Here is a 16,621-nt window from a genome sequence, read left to right on the forward strand (position 1 = left end):
GCCGGCGGCGGACGCCGAGCCGCTGGGCGCGGCGCTCGTGGTGTCGAGCGGATTTCCTCCACTGCCGCCACCCCCACAGGCGGCAAGCGCGAGCGTCGCCGACAGCAGGACGGCCGCGGTGCCGAACATGCGTTTCATGCTATTTCCTTCCTAAGCGGCAGGTATTGCAGAGATTAGCGGGTCTTGACCCTCTGGCTCACTCCAGGGGAGACCGTCACCCACCGAACGACGGTGAACAAGACCTGCACCACGAGCGCGAACAACACAATCAGTACTGAACCCCCGACGACACTGGCGTAATCCTGCGTCGAGAACCCGTCGATGACAAACCTCCCGAGCCCGCCCAGACCGGTGTACGCGGCGATCGTGGTCGTAGCGACCACCTGGATCGCCGACAGCCGCAGCCCCAGCAGGATCAGCGGCAGCGCGACCGGGACCAGCACCCGGCCGAGCACCTGCCCGCCGCGCAGCCCCATCCCGTACGCGGCGTCGCGCAGCTCCGGGTCCACGCCGCGGATGCCCTCGAACGTGTTGACCAGAATCGGCGGGATCGCCAGCAGCACCAGCGGGATGATCACCGGCAGGATCGAGGCGGTGCCCAGCAGCAGCACGAACAGCACCAGCAGGCCCAGCGTCGGCAGCGCCCTGGCGAGGTTCGCCGTGACGACGACGCCCAGGCCGCCCTTGCCGGTGTGCCCGATCAGCAGGCCGAGCGGGATCGCGATGACCACCGCCAGGGCCAGCGCCATGACCGAGAACTCCAGGTGCTCCAGCAGGCGCATGGGGATGCCCCCGGACCCCGACCAGTTCTCGGCCTTGCCGAAGAACTCCAGCAGCCAGTTCACGTGGCCCTCCTCGCCCGTACCCAGGGGGTCAGCAGCCGCTGCGCGAGGACCAGCAGCCCGTCGGCGACCAGGGCGAGCAGCACGATGAGCACGATGCCGACCAGCGCGGGCGGCACGAACGGGTTCTGGTAGGCCCGGGTGAACAGCATGCCCAGGCCGCCCTGCCCGATCAGCGCGCCGACGCTCACGAGGCTGATGCTGGAGACCGCGACCACCCGCATCCCGGCCAGCACCACGGGCACCGCGATCGGCAGCTCCACCTGCAGCAGGCGGCGCAGCGGCGTGAAGCCCATCGCGACGGCCGACTGCCGCACGTGGTCCGGCACCGAGCCGAGCCCGTCGACCACCGACGGGATCAGCACGGCGCAGCCGTAGAAGGTCAGCGGCACGATCACCGTCGTCTTGGACAGCCCGCTGAACTGGATGAGCAGCATGAAGACCGGCAGCGACGGCAGCGCGTAGATCACGTTGAACACGCCCGCCGTCGGCTGGTACAGCCATCGCCACCGCACGCTGGCCAGCCCCAGCGGCAGCGCCACGACCAGCGCGGCGAAGATCGGCACCAGGGACATGATCAGGTGGTCGACGAGCAGGTTCTTGATGCTGTCGACCCGCCCGGTGTCCCAGTTGCGGCCGAGCCACTCCCACAGCGTCGGCGGCCCGTCCGAGACGGGCGACAGCAGCGTGGCCACCAACGCCCCGCTAGCCATCCGCCGCCTCCGCCAGGGCCTCGTCCAGGGCCTCCCTGGTCGCGGCTCCCACGACCTTGCCCGCCTCGTCCACGGCCACCGCGCAGCCCGACGGCGACAGCAGCGCCGCGTCGAGCGCCGACCGCATCGAGTCGCGGCCCAGCACGAACGTCCCGTACTGCTCCACCTCGTCGGGCCGCTCCCGCGAGATCCAGCCCACGGGCCGGTCGTCCGGGGTGACGACGAGCAGCCACGGCTCGTCCGTCGGGCCGCTGAACCCTTCGGGCACGGTCAGGTCCGTACGCAGCCGCAGCCCCTCCGTGGAGATGAACTGCAGCCGCCTGATGCCCCTGTCGTGCCCCAGGAACTCGCGGACGAAGTCGTCGGCGGGCTCCGACAGCAGCGTCTTGGGGGCGGCGAGCTGCGCCAGCTTGCCGCCCACGCGCAGCACGGCCACCCGGTCGCCGAGCTTGATGGCCTCGTCGATGTCGTGGGTGACGAACACGATGGTCTTGTTCAGCTCGGACTGCAGCCTCAGCAGCTCGTCCTGGAGGCTGGTGCGCACGATCGGGTCCACCGCGCTGAACGGCTCGTCCATGAGCAGCACCGGCGGGTCCGCCGCCAGCGCCCTGGCCACGCCGACCCGCTGCTGCTGGCCGCCGGAGAGCTGGAACGGGTAGCGCTCGCCCATGACCGGGTCGAGCCCGACGCGTTCGAGCAGCTCCATGGCCCTGGTGCGGGCCTTCTTCTTGTCCCAGCCGAGCAGGTAGGGCACGGTGGCGATGTTGTCGACGATCTTCCGGTGCGGGAAGAGCCCGGCCTGCTGGATGACGTACCCGATGCCGCGCCGCAGCGTCGGCGGGTCGATGCCCTGCACCGGCTCGCCGTCGAGGAGGATCTTGCCCTCGGAGGCGTCGATCATCCGGTTGATCATCCGCAGCGAGGTGGTCTTCCCGCAGCCGGAGGGGCCGACGAACACGGTGATCTCACCCGTGGGCGCCTCCAGGCTCAGGTGGTCCACGGCGACCGTGCCGTCTGGATATCGTTTGGTGACGTCGTCAAATGTGATCACGCGCGACCTCTTGCGTTCTCGGCAGGGGCCGCGGCCCCCCTGCCACGACCGCCGCATGATCTCTCAGGACGACAAGACTACGGCGATCCCGACCCCTATGTCCCCCCGGGTATCGCTGAAACGCTTCACCACGCAACTCACCGTCACCCCATATCCCCTCTCAACTGGGCGGTTGAGTCGGAAGAAGCTTCCGAAAAAAGTTTCGGACCGCCCTCAATCCCCTCTCACCCATCAGACCGGGACAAAACCCTCTCAAGTCGGCCACGCACGCAACAGAGGCAACATTCCGATGAAAAGGCGCTCTGATTGGTGCGCCGGACCAGGGAGACTTGGCATGATTACCAGCACGAAGTACGACGCCGCACCCCCCTCCCTCAAGCGTCCGCATTTCAGCAAGAGGATCCGGCCCCGTGACACATCCGCTCACCGATCACCCCCCATTTCGACCCTCCCTTGACACCGACAGGGCCGATTTGATCGCGGAGCTCTACGACCGTCACGCCGCCGGGCTGTTCGCGTACTGCGCGGACCAGCTCGGCGACCATGGCTCCGCGACCGACACCCTGGTAACCGTCCTGACCAGCGTCCCGGTGCACCGGCCGCCGCGCGCGGCCCTGTACGCCTTCGCCCGGCGCGAGATCCAGCGCCGCGACGTCGTGTACGCCTCCCCGTCGGTGGACCCGTTGATCGATCCGGCGTCCGCGCTGGTGGAGCGGACACTGCGGGAGTTACGCCCGCACCAGCGTGAGGTGCTCGTGCTGGTCGCGGTCTGCGGGCTCGACCGGACCGAGCTGGCCTGGGCCCTCGACGTCGCCCCCGACACCGCCGAGGAGCTGGCCACCAGCGCCGCCCAGCACTACCGGCAGACGCTCGACGCCGCGCTGGCGTGCACGTCGGCGCGGGTGTCCAAGCCGGTGGCCGACGTGTACGGGGCGCTGGGAGTGGCGCCGTTGCGCGACGTGCTCGGGCGGCTGCCGTGGCCGTCGCCGCCGCTGGGCGAGCAGTTCTCGCCGCGGACCGCGCGGGCGCGTGGCACGGCCTCGCCGATGTTCGTCAAGCCGCGCTGGCCCGTGTCGCCGACATGGCCGCTGCCGCTGGGCAGGCCGAACTTCGCCACCAGCACCGGGATCTTCCCGACGGAGTTGCTGACGCCGCCGTCGCCGTCACGGGTGGCCCCGCACGAGGCGACCACGGCGCCGATGCCCAAGCTGCGCGACCCGCTCGGCACCGGTCAGGACGTGTCGGCGCTGGAGCAGCTCTTCGACCGGACGGACCGGACGGACCGAATGGACCGGCCTGAACGGGCCGGGGGCAAGGGGTTCGGGGGCAGGCGGTTCTTCACGATGCGCCCGGCCGGGGCCGGTAGGCCCGCGTCCGGCGACATCCTGTCCGACGAGCCCCGCCGCCCCTCCGATGCCCCCCGCCCCGCTGACGGCCCTCGCCCCTCCGACGGCCCCCGGCACGCCGCGGAGCCCCGCCCCGCCGGCGGGCCGGCCGGTGAGACCCGGTCGCCGCTCGACGGGCAGCCGTCCTCAGGGTCGCCGCTCGACGGACGGCCGCGTCGGACGGCCGGTGGGCGCCCGCGCCGTGAGGGCCTGTTCCGGCTGCCGCAGCCGGGTGATCCGGTCTCCGACGAGCCTCCGGTCATCCCCTCGGACGAGCCGTCGCCCTTCCGGCGCGCCTCGGACGGCCCCCTGCCGCGCGGCCTCTCCTGGGAGCGGCCGTTCACCATGCCCGCCCCGGTGAAGGCCCCGGAACCCGCGCCCGGCACGCCGACCGCGGCGGAGATGCGCGAGCTGGCCACCCCGCCGGCGGTGCCCTCCGTCCCCTTCCCCTCCCCCATCCCGGCGGACGTGCTGGACGACGAGCCGACCCAGGAGCTGCCCGCCATCGGCGACGTGCTCGTGGCCAAGGGCCCGCCCAGGGAGCCGAGCCAGGCCGGGGAGCCAGGACAGGACAGGGAGCCGGGAGCCTTCTTCACCCCCAAGTCGGCCCGCAAGGAGCCGGTGTACCGGATGCCGCCGGCCACCGTCCCCTTCCCGCCCTCCGTGGACGACCTGCCGATCGTGGAGGACGACCTGCCGGCCATGGACGACTTCCCGGAGGCTCCCGAGCCCCCGCCGGAGATGCATCCACGGCCAGCCGGTGAGCGGCACTACGACTGGGCGTGGGAGCTGGCCGGGTTCCTGGTGTGCGTCGCGATCGCGATGATCGTCTTCTTCGCGGTCCCGCTCATCATCGGTCCCTGAGAGCTCATCGGCCCTTGAGCCGCGCCCGGGCCACGGGCCTGGGCGGGGCTCAGCCGGTGGAGAGGATCAGCCCGCTGGTCGGCACGCCGGTGCCGGCCGTGACCAGTACGTTCCGCACGCCCGGCACCTGGTTGACGGAGGTCCCCCTGATCTGGCGGACGGCCTCGGCGATGCCGTTCATGCCGTGGATGTAGGCCTCGCCGAGCTGGCCGCCGTTCGGGTTGACGGGCAGGCGCCCGTCGATCTCGATGCCGCCGTCGCGCAGGTAGTCAGGAGCCTCGCCATGGCCGCAGAAGCCCAGCTCCTCCAGTTGTGCCAGGACGAACGGGGTGAAGTGGTCGTACAGGATGGCCGTCTGGATGTCGCTCGGGCTCAGCCCGGACATCTCCCACAGCCGCCGCCCGACCACCCCCATCTCCGGCAGTCCGCTCATGTCGTCGCGGTAGTAGCTGGTCATCATCATCTGGCCGGTGCCCGAGCCCTGGGCGGCGGCGGTGATCACGGCGGGCGAGCGGCGCAGGTCGCGGGCCCGTTCGGCGGTGGTGACGACCAGGGCCACCGCGCCGTCGCTCTCCTGGCAGCAGTCGAGCAGGTGCAGGGGCTCCACGATCCACCGCGACGCCTGGTGCTCCTCCAGCGTGATGGGCTTGCCGTGGAACCAGGCGGCGGGGTTCGTGGCGGCGTGCCTGCGCATGGCGACCGCGACCCGGCCGAAGTCCTCCGACGTGGCGCCGTAGGTGTGCATGTACCGCTGGGCGAACATCGCCACCCAGCTCGCGGGCGTCATCAGCCCGAACGGCACGTGCCAGCTCATCTCCAGTCCCTGGGACGTCGGCTGCCCGCCCAGGCGCGCGTCCGGCTGCCCGAACCTCCTGCCGGAGCGCTCGTTGAAGGCCCGGTAGCAGACGACCGTGGTGGCCATGCCGGTCGCCACGGCCATCGCGGCCTGTGCCACCGTGCCGCACGCCGCGCCGCCCCCGTAGTCGACGCGGGAGAAGTACGTCAGCTCCCCCGCGCCGATCTCGCGGGCGACGGCGATCTCCTGGTTGGTGTCCTGGGTGAACGTCACCATGCCGTCCACGTCGGCCGGGGCCAGGCCCGCGTCGTCCAGCGCGGCGAAGACGGCCTCGGCCGCCAGGCGCAGCTCGCTGCGCCCGGACTTCTTGCTGAACTCGGTGGCGCCGATGCCCGATATGGCGGCATGGGACTTGAGCACGTACCGCTCCTTTGTTGCGTGCCGTACAGACAGGTCAGGAGACAGACAGGTCAGGAGGCCTCGGGGAAGGTCAGGGTGATGGTGCCGGTGGCGTGGTCGCCCAGGCTGACCTTGCCGCGCACCTCGACCGTGAACTCCGCCGCCTCGCGCGAGACGATCGTGCCGTTGAAGCTCAGCCGGTCCCCCGCGTACGCCGGGACGCCGAGCTTGACGTTGATGCGCCTGATGACCGCCCCCGGCCCCGCCCAGTCGGTGACGTACCGCTCGACCAGCCCCATCGTGGTCAGGATGTTGAGGAAGATGTCCTTGGAGCCCTGGGCGCGGGCGATCCCGACGTCGTGGTGCACGGGGGTGAAGTCCATCGTGGCCAGGGCGGTGGAGACGACCACCGTGGGCGTGAGGTCGATCGACAGCTCAGGCAGCACCGAGCCGATCTCCACCTGGTCTTCGGTCAGCGTCCGCATCACGTCTCCCGTGGCGCCCACATGGGCAGGATCAGTTCGTCGTCCATAGCGCGGTAGGTGGCACGCAACGACATACCGATACCCACGGCGTCAGTCGGACAGTCCACTATGTTGCCCACAATCCGCACACCTTCCGGCAGTTCCACCACGGCCACCACAAACGGCGTCTCCCGTCCCGGAACCGGTGGGTGGTGGTGAACGACATAGCTGTAGACGACGCCCTCGCCGCTCGACACGATGTGCGTGCGGTTGGCGGAGCGGCAGGAGGGGCAGACGGGGCCGGGCGGGTGGCGCAGCTCGCCGCAGTCGGAGCAGCGCTGGATGCGCAGCTCGCCCTTCCGCACGCCCTCCCAGAAGAACGCGGTGTCCTCGTTGACGGCGGGCCGCAGCGGGTACGGCTGCTTCGGCTCCTGCCGCTCAGGAGCTTTCTCCGGGGCCTTCTCCGACGCCCTCTGCCGGGGCCGGAACTTCAGGATCCGGAACATCATCTCCGCCACCGGATCATCGCCGTCGCCGTACCAGGTGACGTTCCAGGTGGCGAAGTAGCCCTCGCCGAGCGCCGTCTGCTTGGGCCCCACCAGGCCGCTGAACCGGGTCGCGGGCGTGAGCCGCTCGCCCAGCCGCGCGGGGCGGTGGTAGGTCTGCTCGCAGTTCGTCGCGACCACGCCGGTGAAGCCGGTGTCGGTCAGCCTCGCGATCATGTCGTCGACCGGCGAGCGCTCCTTGACGTCCCTGCGCAGGCCGGGCATGGTCCAGACCTGGATCATCGCCGGCGGGGCGACGCCCTGGTCCAGGTAGGCGGGGTTCGTGTCGCCCATGGCGTCCAGCCAGTGCCTGATCATGGGCTCGTTCACGGGGTTCACGCTGGGCGAGCCGCGCATCTCGCCGAGCGCGACCTGCTTGTCCGCCAGTTCGTGCAGCTCCCGGTCGAGCGCGCTGCCAGGACCGGCCGCGGGGGCGGTCGTCGGGGCGGGCTCGGTCATCGGGGCGGGCTCGGTCATCGGGGCGGGCTCGGTCATCGGGGCGGCCTCGGCAGGCTCAGGCCGAGCATCGCGATCAGCTCTCTCTGCACCTCGTTCACCCCGCCGCCGAACGTCAGCACCAGGCCCCCCTTCACGCCGTGGTCCATGCGCTCCATCAGCTCGGCCGTCTCCGGGTCGGACGGGTCGCCGTAGCGGGACAGGATGTCGCCGACGAGCCGCCCGACCTCCTGGATCCGCTCGGAGGCGTAGATCTTGGTCGCCGACGCGTCGGGCGCGCCCAGCCAGCCCAGGTCCATGTTCGCCGCGACCTGCCAGTTCAGCAGCTCGTTCGTCCGGAAAAACGCCCTGACGCGGCCCAGCGCCCGCCGCACGTCCGGGTTGTCCACCACCCCGGCGCGGCTCGCCCATTCCAGGAAGCGGTCGTACGTGCCGCCGAGGTTGCCCGCCGGGCCGAGCGTGACGCGCTCGTGGTTGAGCTGGTTGACGATGAGGTCCCAGCCCTTGTCCACCTGGCCCACGACCATGTCGACCGGGACGCGGACGTCGGAGTAGTAGGTGGCGTTGGTGTGGTGGCGGCCGTCCATGGTGACGATCGGCGTCCAGGAGAAGCCGGGGTCGGCGGTGGAGGCGATCATCATCGTGATGCCCTTGTGCTTCTTGGCCTCGGGGTTGGTGCGGGTGGCCAGCCAGATGTACTGGGCGTAGTGGGCGCCGCTGGTGAAGATCTTCTGGCCGTTGACGACGTAGTGGTCGCCGTCGAGCACCGCCGTGGTCCTGAGCGAGGCCAGGTCGGTGCCCGCCTCGGGCTCGCTGTAGCCGATCGCGAAGTGGCACTCGCCGGCCAGGATCCTGGGCAGGAACTGTTCCTTCTGCTCCGGCGTGCCGTACTGCATGAGCGTCGGCCCGACCGTCTGCAGCGTGATGAGCGGGTACGGCACGCCCGCGCGGGCGATCTCGTTGGCGAAGATCTGCTGCTCAAGGGGGCCGTAGCCGGCGCCGCCGTACTCCTTCGGCCAGCCGAGCCCGAGCTTGCGGTCGCGGCCGAGCCGGCGGCAGTGCTCCATGTAGGAGGTGCCGAACGGGTCCTCGGCGATCTTGCGGCGGTCCTCCTCGGTGAGGCAGTTCTGGAAGTACTCGCGCAGCTCGGCGCGGAGCCTGCGCTGGTCGGGGGTCAGGTCGATCAGCATCTAGACGAGCGCTCCGATCAGGTCGAGCTGGGCGTCGGCGCCGCCGAGCAGGTGGGACAGGTGCTTGGCTTGGGCGAAGTAGCGGTGCAGCGGGTAGGTCACGTCGAGGCCGAGGCCGCCGTGCAGGTGCTGGCAGGTGAACAGCGCCCGGTAGGCCTCGCTCACGTGGAAGCCGGCCACGGCCACGTCCTCATCAGCGGGCAGGTCGTTGGCCAGCAGCCAGGCTCCGGACCACATGGCCACGTCGAGCGCCCTGGCCGCGATGTACACGTCGGCGATCTGCACGGTCACGGCCTGGAACTCGGCCAGCGCCCGGCCGAACTGCTTCCTGGTCCTGATGTACTCGGTGGTCAGCTTGAGCGCGCCGGCCAGCACGCCGCTGGCCTGCGCGGCGACGGCCGCCGTGAAGAGCTGCCGGACATGGGCGACCCCCTCCTGCCCGGCCAGGCGCTCGGCGGGAGCGCGGTCGAGCACGACGGTGGCCAGGCCGCCGCCGTCCGAGGCGTACTCCGGCCGCGCCGTCCAGGGGCCGGCGGTCATGAACAGGCCCTCGCCGGTGGTGACCAGCACGTACGCGGCCTCACCCCCGTGCGGGACGGCGGTCTTGCGCCCGCTGACCAGCCACCCGTCACCGGACCGCTCGACCGAGACCGGTTCCCGCTCGCGCAGCGCGAGGGTGCCGATTCCCTCGGCGGACCGGGTGACCTGCTCCGGCGTCCCGTACCTGGCCACGGCCAGCGTGCTCACCAACGTCGCCAGCGCGGGCACGGGAGCGGCGCGGGCGCCGACCTCGCGCAGCACCACGGCCAGCTCGACGGCGCCCAGCCCGGCGCCGCCCGCGCTCTCCGGCACGCACACGCTCGTCAGCCCGGCCTGGCTCATCGCCTGCCACACCTTGTCGTCATACGGCAGACCGGTCTTCTCGTGGGCGTCCAGGCGTTCCTGGGTCGCCTCCTTGGCCAGGAGGTCGGCGGCCAGGGCGCGCAGGTCCTGCTGGGTGTCGTCCAGGTTGAAATCCACTATCTCTCCAAGAGGTGTTGCCTGCCGTGCCGGGTGAACTCCCGCTCGATCGCCGCGACGTCCTCGGCGCCCAGTAAGACGAACCCGCTCGATCGGGGGCGCCACCAGATCGGGTCGGGGGTGCGCCAGCCCTCTTTCGCGAGGAGGCGTTTGATGACCTTGTTCGACGGCGTCTGCGGCAGGCCGCCGGAGATGCGGACGTAGCGGGGCATCGACTTGGCGCCCAGGTCTCGGCGTCCGTCGAGGAACCCGGCGAACGCCGCCGGGTCGAACGGCCCCTCCACGATCAGCGCCGCCATGACCTGGTCCCCGGCCGCCGCGTCCGGCACCGGGTACACGGCCGCCTCGATCACCCCGGGGCACTCCCGCAGGACCGCCTCGATGGGCGCCACCGCGAGGTTCTCGCCGTCCACGCGCAGCCGCTCGGTGCCGCGGCCGGCGAAGAAGACGTAGCCGTCGGGGTCCGCGTAGGCCATGTCGCCCGACCAGAACGCGCCCTCGCGCATCCGCTCGGCGTCGGCGCCGGGGTTGTTGTAGTAGCCCTCGAACAGGCCCAGGCCCGTGGTGTTGACCAGCTCGCCGATGGCCTCGTCCGGGTTGAGCAGGCGGCCGTCCTCGATCCGGCCGGGCGGGCACGGCCGCCCGGTCAGCGGGTCGCGGATCTCGATACCCTCCGGCAGGCGGCCGAGGCAGCCGGGCGGTCCGGCGGGGTCCGGGCTGACGGAGATGGCCGTCTCCGTCGAGCCGAAGGCATCGATCACGTAGCAGCCGAACCGCTCCCCGAACCTCCGGGTGGCCGTCGCGCTCCCCTCGTTGCCGAAGGCGATCTTCAGCGGGTTGTCGGCGTCGTCCGGGAGCTGGGGGGTGGCCAGGACGTACGAGAGGGCCTTGCCGACGTACTGGAGGTAGGTGCAGCCGTAGCGCCTGACGTCCGGCAGCAGGCCCGACGCGGAGAACTTCCGCCGCAGCGCCAGCGCCGCCCCCGAGGCCACGGCCGGCGCGTACGCGGCCATGACGGCGCCGGAGTGGAACAGCGGCATCGAGCAGTAGACGACGTCCTGGGGGGTGAGCATGGCGGCGAGCGCGACGCCGGGGACGGCGATCTTCCGCTGCGTGATCCGCACCGCCCGGGGGCGGCCGGACGTGCCGGAGGTGAAGATGAGCATCGCCAGGGTGCCGGGGGCGATCTCCGGGGTGTCTCGTGGGGCGCCTGACGTGGCCGCCGGGTCCGCGTTCGGGGTCGCGGTCAGCTCTGACAGCGGCGCCGAGTCCGCGCCCAGTTCGTCGGCCACGCCGCGGCCGAGCTTCTCGTACGGGGCGTCCCACAGCAGCAGGCCGACGTCCGTGGCGCGGGCGTCCTCGGTCAGCTCGCCCACCGAGCGGGTCGGGTTCAGCGCCACGACCACCCGCCCCGACAGCGCGGCCGCCCCCAGCAGGAACACCAGCTCGGGCACATTGTCCGACAGCACCCCGACGTGCGGCGGGCCGGCGGGAGCGCGCTCGTCGAGCCACGCGGCCGCCCCCCGGCACGCGGCCACGTGGGAACGCCACGACCACACCCGGTCCTCGAAGAGCAGTCCCGGCCGGTCGTCGTCCGCCCGGGCGAGCAGCAGGGCGGCGAGCGTGTCCGCGGTCATCGGCCCTCCCAGCAAGCGCTCGGTCAACCGTTCCGCAAACTAGAACAGATTCTAATCTGTGTCCAGTAGCCACACATACCAATAAGTCAGGAAATATCTCTGTAGCGCCCCAGACATGCGCCGATATGGCTTCTTTGTGACCGGCGAGTAACAAGCCGCGTCATCGGAAAATCAGATAACGTGTTCTCATGCGTACCCCGCAGGCGCCGATCGCCACGCCCCCCAGCGACCCCAAGGGGACCGTGGAGAGCCAGTCCACGTCCGGCGGTCACAGCGTCCGTACGCGTAGCCAGCACCAGCGCCGCAAGCGCATCGTCCAGGCCGCCGCCGCGCTGGCCTCGCGAGGCGGCGTCGAGGCGATGCAGATGCGCACGGTGGCCGAGCGGGCGGGCGTCGCCCTCGGCACCCTCTACCGCTACTTCCCCTCGAAGATGGATCTGGTCGTGGCGGTCGTCGGCGAGGAGATCGACCTGCTGGAGAGCAGCATCGAGCGCCGCCCGCCGAGCGCCTCCACCCCGGCCGGGCGCGCGGTGGACGTGCTGATGCGCGCCACGCGGGGGCTCATGCGCGAGCCGGAGCTGGCCGACGCGCTGATCCGCTCGCTGATCATGGCGGAGGTGGACACACCGTTCGGCGAGCGGATGACGGGGCTGCTGCTGCGCGTCTCGGCCGACGGGCTGACCCGGGAGCGGGCGACGGAGGTGCAGCTCGACCTGGCGGGGTCGCTGTCCAGCGTGTGGGTGCAGGAGCTGCTGGAGATGCTGCGCGGGCGGCGCACGTACGAGCAGATACAGCGCCGTATCGATCTCGCCGCCGATCGGCTCGTCAACGATCTTTAGATCTTCGCTCTCCAGCTGACGCCCCGGACCAGGCGGCTCAGCCGACCGCCCGGAACGTGCGGCGGTAGGCGTGCGGTGACACCCCCAGTGACGCGTTCAGATGTTGCCGCAGGGAGGCGGCGGTGCCGAAGCCCGCCTGCTCCGCCACCCGGTCCACCGGCAGCTCGGTCGTCTCCAGGAGGTGCCTGGCCAGTTCCACCCGCTGCTGGGTCAGCCACTGCCCGGGGCTCAGGCCCACCTCGTGGCGGAACCTGCGGGTGAAGGTGCGCCGGCTCATGCCCGCGTGCGCCGCCAGGTCCGTGAGCTGGAGCGGCGAGGAGAGGTTCCGCAGGGCCCAGGCCCTGGTCGGGGCGGTGCCGGAGGTGGAGGGCTGGGGCACCGGGCGCTCCACGTACTGGGCCTGGCCGCCGTCGCGCCACGGGGGCACGACGCAGCTGCGCGCGACCTGGTTGGCGATCTCGCTGCCGTGGTCCCTCCGGACGAGGTGGAGGCACAGGTCCACGCCGGCCGACGCGCCCGCCGAGGTGACCACGTCGCCGTCGTCCACGAACAGCACGTCGGCGTTCACCCGCACCTCGGGGAAGAGGCGGGCGAAGCGTTCGGCGTGCCGCCAGTGGGTGGTGACAGGGCGGCCGTCCAGGAGGCCCGCGGCGGCCAGCACGTACGTGCCGATGCAGATGGAGACCACCCGGGTGCCGGGCCTGATCAGGGCGAGCGCGTCGAGCAGCCCGGCGGGCAGCGAGGAGGCGCCGGTGATGTCCGCGAAGTGCTCGGCGGCGGGGATGACGACGGTGTCGGCCGTCGCCAGCGCGCCCGCGTCGTGCTCGACCGCGATCGTGTAGTCGGCGTCCGTCGCGACGGGGCCGCCGTCCAGCGTGCAGGTGATCACCTCGTAGAGCGGCTCCCCGTCCGGGCCCGCGGCGGCGCGGAAGATCCGCGACGGCACGCTCAGCTCGAACGGGATGACCCCCGGCAGCGCCAGGACGACAACACGATGCATGGCCCGATCTTTGCACATCTTGGCCATCGGGCCACTCGCCCGCCGCCCGTCCAGGCGGGAGGCTGGACGGCATGAAGATGCGCGCGATCAGCCAGGACGCCCTCGGCGGCCCTGAGGTGCTGAGACTTGTCGAGGTGGACCGGCCCGAGCCCGGCCCGACGGAGGTGCTCGTACGGGTGCACGCCGCCGGGGTGAACCCCACCGACTGGAAGACCCGGGCCAGCGGCGGCATGCTGCGGACGGCACCGCCGTTCACGCTCGGCTGGGACGTGTCGGGCGTCGTCGAGCGGGTCGGCGTGGGCACGACGATCTACCGGCCGGGCGACGAGGTGTTCGGCATGCTCCGCTATCCGCAGGGCCACGGCGCGTACGCCGAGTACGTCAGCGCCCCCGCCCGCCATTTCGCCCGCAAGCCCGCCGATCTCGACCACGTCCACGCCGCCGCCGTCCCGCTCGCGGCGCTGACCGCCTGGCAGGCGCTCGTGGACACCGCCGGTCTGGCGGCGGGGCAGCGGGTGCTCGTGCACGCGGCGGCGGGCGGCGTGGGGCACTTCGCGGTGCAGATCGCCAAGGCCCGCGGCGCCCACGTGATCGGCACGGCCAGCGCCGCCAAGCACGACCTGCTGCGCGACCTCGGCGCCGACGAGCTGGTCGACTACCGCAAAGAGGACTTCGCCGAGGTCGTGCGGGACGTGGACGTGGTGGTCGACACCATCGGCGGCGACTACGGGCCGCGCTCGCTGCGGACCCTGCGCGAGGGCGGCACCCTCGTCTCGCTGGCGATCGGCGCCATGCTCAAGGACCTGCACGAGCAGGCGGCCGAGCGCGGCGTCCGGTCGGCGGCCATGCTGGTCGAGCCCGACCACGCCGCGATGCGGTCGCTGGCGGCGCTGGCGCAGGCGGGCAGGCTGCGCGCCGAGGTGGCCGCCGTCCTGCCGCTGGCGGACGCGGCCAAGGCCCACGAGCTGGGCGAGTCGAACCGGACGACGGGGAAGATCGTCCTGAGCGACGTCACCGGCCATTGACCGGGCAATTCGCCGGGTCACCGGCGAGGACTGATATCTGTCGGTGGCACCGGATATACAAGGGGCATGGCTGACAGGCAGGACTTCCTCCAGCAGGCCGACCCGCTGCGGCGTGAGCTGATGGCTCACTGCTACCGCATGCTCGGGTCGGTGCACGACGCCGAGGACCTCGTCCAGGAGACCTATCTGCGGGCGTGGCGGTCCTACGACGGGTTCGAGGGGCGTTCGTCGGTGCGCACGTGGATGTATCGCATCGCCACGACGGCGTGCCTGACGGCGCTCGACAGCCAGGGGAAGCGGCCGATGCCGACCGGCCTCGGCGCGCCCGCGTCGGAGCCGGCCGGGCCGCTGATCACGCGACCTGAGGTGCCGTGGCTGGAGCCGGTGCCGGACGGGATGGTGGGGGCGGGGGCCGACGATCCGGCCGCCATCGTGACCTCGCGCGAGAGCATCCGGCTCGCGCTCATCGCGGCCCTGCAGCACCTGCCGCCCCGCCAGCGCGCGGTGCTGATCCTGCGCGACGTGCTCAAGTGGCGGGCCGCGGAGGTGGCCGAGGTGCTCGACACCACGACCACCGCCGTCAACAGCATCCTGCAGCGGGCCCGCGCCCAGCTCGACGAGGTGGCGCCGAGCCGTGACGACCGGGTCGAGCCGCTGACGGCCGAGCAGCAGGCCCAGCTCGACCGTTACGTGGCCGCGTTCGAGAGCTACGACGTGACGAAGATCGTCGAGCTGTTCACCGAGGACGCGGTGTGGGAGATGCCGCCGTTCACGGGGTGGTACCAGGGGGCGGCGCAGATCGGACGGCTCATCGAGACCAACTGCCCGGCCAACAAGCCGGGTGATCTCAAGCTGGTGCCGGCGCGGGCCAACGGGCAGGCCGCGTTCGGCATGTACCTGCGCGACGAGGAGGGTTATGACGCGTTCTCGTTGCCGGTGCTCAGCTTCAACGGGTCACTGGTCAGTCATGTGTCGATGTTCTTCGACGTCAAGCTCTTCGATGTCTTCGGGCTGCCGCGCAGGCTTCCGCAGTAAAGTAGAACGCGTTACAGTCACCACCGGAGCTTAATTCTGGAGGCGACTGTGGGCACACCTGTGATCGTCGAGGCCGTACGCACCCCCATCGGCAAGCGGGCCGGCTGGCTGTCCGAGCTCAAGCCCCAGCAGGTGCTGGCCGCGGCCCTCAACGGCCTGGTCGAGCGCTCGGGCATCGACCCGGCGGCCGTCGGCCAGGTCTTCGCCGGGTGCGTGACCCAGGCGGGCGAGCAGGGCGGGCACGTGGGGCGGCACGCGTGGCTGTACGCGGGGCTGCCCTACCAGACGGGCGTGACCACGGTCGACGCGCAGTGCGGCTCGTCGCAGCAGGCCGTGCACCTGGCCGCGGCGCTGGTCCGGGCGGGCGTGATCGACGTCGGGATCGGGTGCGGGGTCGAGGTGATGAGCCGGGCGCCGCTGGGCAGCAACGTCCTTCCGGCCAGGCCCAGGCCCGACGACTGGAGCATCGACCTGCCCGACCAGTTCACCGCCGCCGAGCGGATCGCCGAGCGGCGCGGGCTGACCCGTGAGCGGCTCGACTGGTTCGGGGCGCGCTCGCAGCAACTGGCCGCCAAGGCGTGGGCCGACGAGCGGTTCGAGCGTGAGATCGTCCCCGTCGGGGCCGTGAGCAGAGACCAGGGGCTGCGCGAGACCACCATCGACGGGCTGGCCAAGCTCAAGCCGGTGCGCGAGGGCGCCCTGCACACCGCGGGCACCTCCTCGCAGATCTCCGACGGCGCGGCCGCCGTGCTGGTCATGAGCGAGGAGGCCGCCGCGCGCCACGGGCTGCGGCCCCGGGCGCGGATTCTGGCCCAGGCGCTGGTGGGCTCGGAGCCGTACTACCACCTCGACGGGCCGGTGGACGCCACGGCCAAAGTGCTGCGGATGTCCGGGATGAGCATGAGCGACATCGACCGGTTCGAGGTGAACGAGGCGTTCGCGTCGGTGGTGCTGTCGTGGGCGAGCGTGCACGAACCGGACTTCGACCGGGTGAACGTGAACGGTGGCGCCATCGCTCTCGGCCATCCCGTCGGGGCCACGGGGGCGCGGCTGCTGACGACGGCGCTGCACGAGCTGGAGCGGTCGGACTCGACCACGGCGCTGGTGACGATGTGCGCGGGAGGCGCGCTGGCGACGGCGACGATCCTGGAACGGATCGGCTGACGAACGGGTCCGACGTCCCTCACCACGAGGGCACGGGAGTGGTGCGGGTCCTGCTGAAGGACAATGTCCTATGGGGAGGGGGTGCGGGCGTGGGCTCGCCGTGGCCTGGCGCGAAGGCGCCGGGCCACCGGCGTTCGCCCGCACTCCCCCGCCGCGGACCCCGAAGGGGCTGCTAGGGCACAGGGCCCTTCGCGGA

At 71.7% G+C, this 16,621-nt stretch carries 15 protein-coding genes; 5 read left to right on the forward strand and 10 right to left on the reverse strand.

The genetic code is table 11. The features are described from left to right. Nucleotides 1–173: 173 nt before the first annotated feature. The 3 genes from KME77_RS12590 to KME77_RS12600 are packed head-to-tail and all read right to left on the reverse strand — an operon-like array spanning nt 174 to nt 2,606. The gene (locus KME77_RS12590; protein WP_308250680.1) at nt 174–845 is read right to left on the reverse strand and encodes an ABC transporter permease; all 672 of its coding nucleotides are present in this window, start codon (nt 843–845) and stop codon (nt 174–176) included. Next, nucleotides 842–1,555, reverse strand: coding sequence for an ABC transporter permease (locus KME77_RS12595; RefSeq protein ID WP_219466150.1), 714 nt, complete (start codon nt 1,553–1,555; stop codon nt 842–844). The genes KME77_RS12590 and KME77_RS12595 overlap by 4 nt, the downstream gene beginning before the upstream one ends. Further along, nucleotides 1,548–2,606 (reverse strand): ABC transporter ATP-binding protein, encoded by a 1,059-nt coding sequence (locus KME77_RS12600; protein WP_219466151.1) that lies wholly within the window; start codon nt 2,604–2,606, stop codon nt 1,548–1,550. The genes KME77_RS12595 and KME77_RS12600 overlap by 8 nt, the downstream gene beginning before the upstream one ends. A 473-nt stretch (nt 2,607–3,079) precedes the next feature. Between KME77_RS12600 and KME77_RS12605 the strand changes: the two genes are divergently transcribed. Beyond that, nucleotides 3,080–4,855: an RNA polymerase sigma factor gene (locus KME77_RS12605; RefSeq protein ID WP_219466152.1), complete on the forward strand. Its 1,776-nt coding sequence runs from the start codon at nt 3,080–3,082 to the stop codon at nt 4,853–4,855. Nucleotides 4,856–4,904: 49 nt separating this feature from the next. Here KME77_RS12605 and KME77_RS12610 read toward each other — a convergent pair whose 3' ends face one another. Genes KME77_RS12610 through KME77_RS12635 form a run of 6 tightly spaced genes read right to left on the reverse strand, consistent with a single transcriptional unit; the run spans nt 4,905 to nt 11,362 of the window. Continuing rightward, nucleotides 4,905–6,071 (reverse strand): lipid-transfer protein, encoded by a 1,167-nt coding sequence (locus KME77_RS12610; protein WP_219466153.1) that lies wholly within the window; start codon nt 6,069–6,071, stop codon nt 4,905–4,907. 50 nt (nt 6,072–6,121) lie between these two features. After that, nucleotides 6,122–6,535, reverse strand: coding sequence for a MaoC/PaaZ C-terminal domain-containing protein (locus KME77_RS12615; protein ID WP_219466154.1), 414 nt, complete (start codon nt 6,533–6,535; stop codon nt 6,122–6,124). Then, the gene (locus tag KME77_RS12620) at nt 6,535–7,554 is read right to left on the reverse strand and encodes a bifunctional MaoC family dehydratase N-terminal/OB-fold nucleic acid binding domain-containing protein (protein WP_246609651.1); all 1,020 of its coding nucleotides are present in this window, start codon (nt 7,552–7,554) and stop codon (nt 6,535–6,537) included. The genes KME77_RS12615 and KME77_RS12620 overlap by 1 nt, the downstream gene beginning before the upstream one ends. Next, nucleotides 7,551–8,705, reverse strand: coding sequence for an acyl-CoA dehydrogenase family protein (locus KME77_RS12625; RefSeq protein ID WP_219466155.1), 1,155 nt, complete (start codon nt 8,703–8,705; stop codon nt 7,551–7,553). Before KME77_RS12625 ends, KME77_RS12620 begins: the two co-directional genes overlap by 4 nt. Then, a complete protein-coding gene (locus KME77_RS12630) occupies nt 8,706–9,725 on the reverse strand; it encodes an acyl-CoA dehydrogenase family protein (RefSeq protein WP_219466158.1) in 1,020 nt (339 codons plus the stop codon). Further along, the gene (locus tag KME77_RS12635; protein ID WP_219466166.1) at nt 9,725–11,362 is read right to left on the reverse strand and encodes an AMP-binding protein; all 1,638 of its coding nucleotides are present in this window, start codon (nt 11,360–11,362) and stop codon (nt 9,725–9,727) included. Before KME77_RS12635 ends, KME77_RS12630 begins: the two co-directional genes overlap by 1 nt. A gap of 188 nt (nt 11,363–11,550) precedes the next feature. Here KME77_RS12635 and KME77_RS12640 point away from each other — a divergent pair, with 188 nt between their 5' ends. Then, nucleotides 11,551–12,201, forward strand: a complete 651-nt coding sequence (locus KME77_RS12640; RefSeq protein WP_219466168.1) for a TetR family transcriptional regulator — start codon at nt 11,551–11,553, stop codon at nt 12,199–12,201. Nucleotides 12,202–12,238: 37 nt separating this feature from the next. On the opposite strand, the gene KME77_RS12645 is transcribed toward KME77_RS12640, so the two are convergent. Next, on the reverse strand, nt 12,239–13,201 hold the full coding sequence (locus KME77_RS12645; RefSeq protein WP_219466171.1) for a GlxA family transcriptional regulator: 963 nt from the start codon (nt 13,199–13,201) through the stop codon (nt 12,239–12,241). A 77-nt stretch (nt 13,202–13,278) separates the two neighbouring features. Between KME77_RS12645 and KME77_RS12650 the strand changes: the two genes are divergently transcribed. The 3 genes from KME77_RS12650 to KME77_RS12660 all read left to right on the forward strand — a co-directional run bounded on the left by KME77_RS12650 (nt 13,279) and on the right by KME77_RS12660 (nt 16,425). Beyond that, entirely contained in the window at nt 13,279–14,226 is a 948-nt protein-coding gene (locus tag KME77_RS12650) for an NADP-dependent oxidoreductase (protein WP_219466192.1), read from the forward strand. 66 nt (nt 14,227–14,292) lie between these two features. Further along, a complete protein-coding gene (locus KME77_RS12655; RefSeq protein ID WP_219466173.1) occupies nt 14,293–15,261 on the forward strand; it encodes a sigma-70 family RNA polymerase sigma factor in 969 nt (322 codons plus the stop codon). Nucleotides 15,262–15,309: 48 nt separating this feature from the next. Further along, nucleotides 15,310–16,425 (forward strand): steroid 3-ketoacyl-CoA thiolase, encoded by a 1,116-nt coding sequence (locus KME77_RS12660; protein WP_219466177.1) that lies wholly within the window; start codon nt 15,310–15,312, stop codon nt 16,423–16,425. Nucleotides 16,426–16,621: the final 196 nt, after the last annotated feature.

Origin of the sequence: Nonomuraea rhizosphaerae, assembly GCF_019396405.1 — a bacterium.
Lineage (GTDB): Bacteria > Actinomycetota > Actinomycetes > Streptosporangiales > Streptosporangiaceae > Nonomuraea > Nonomuraea rhizosphaerae.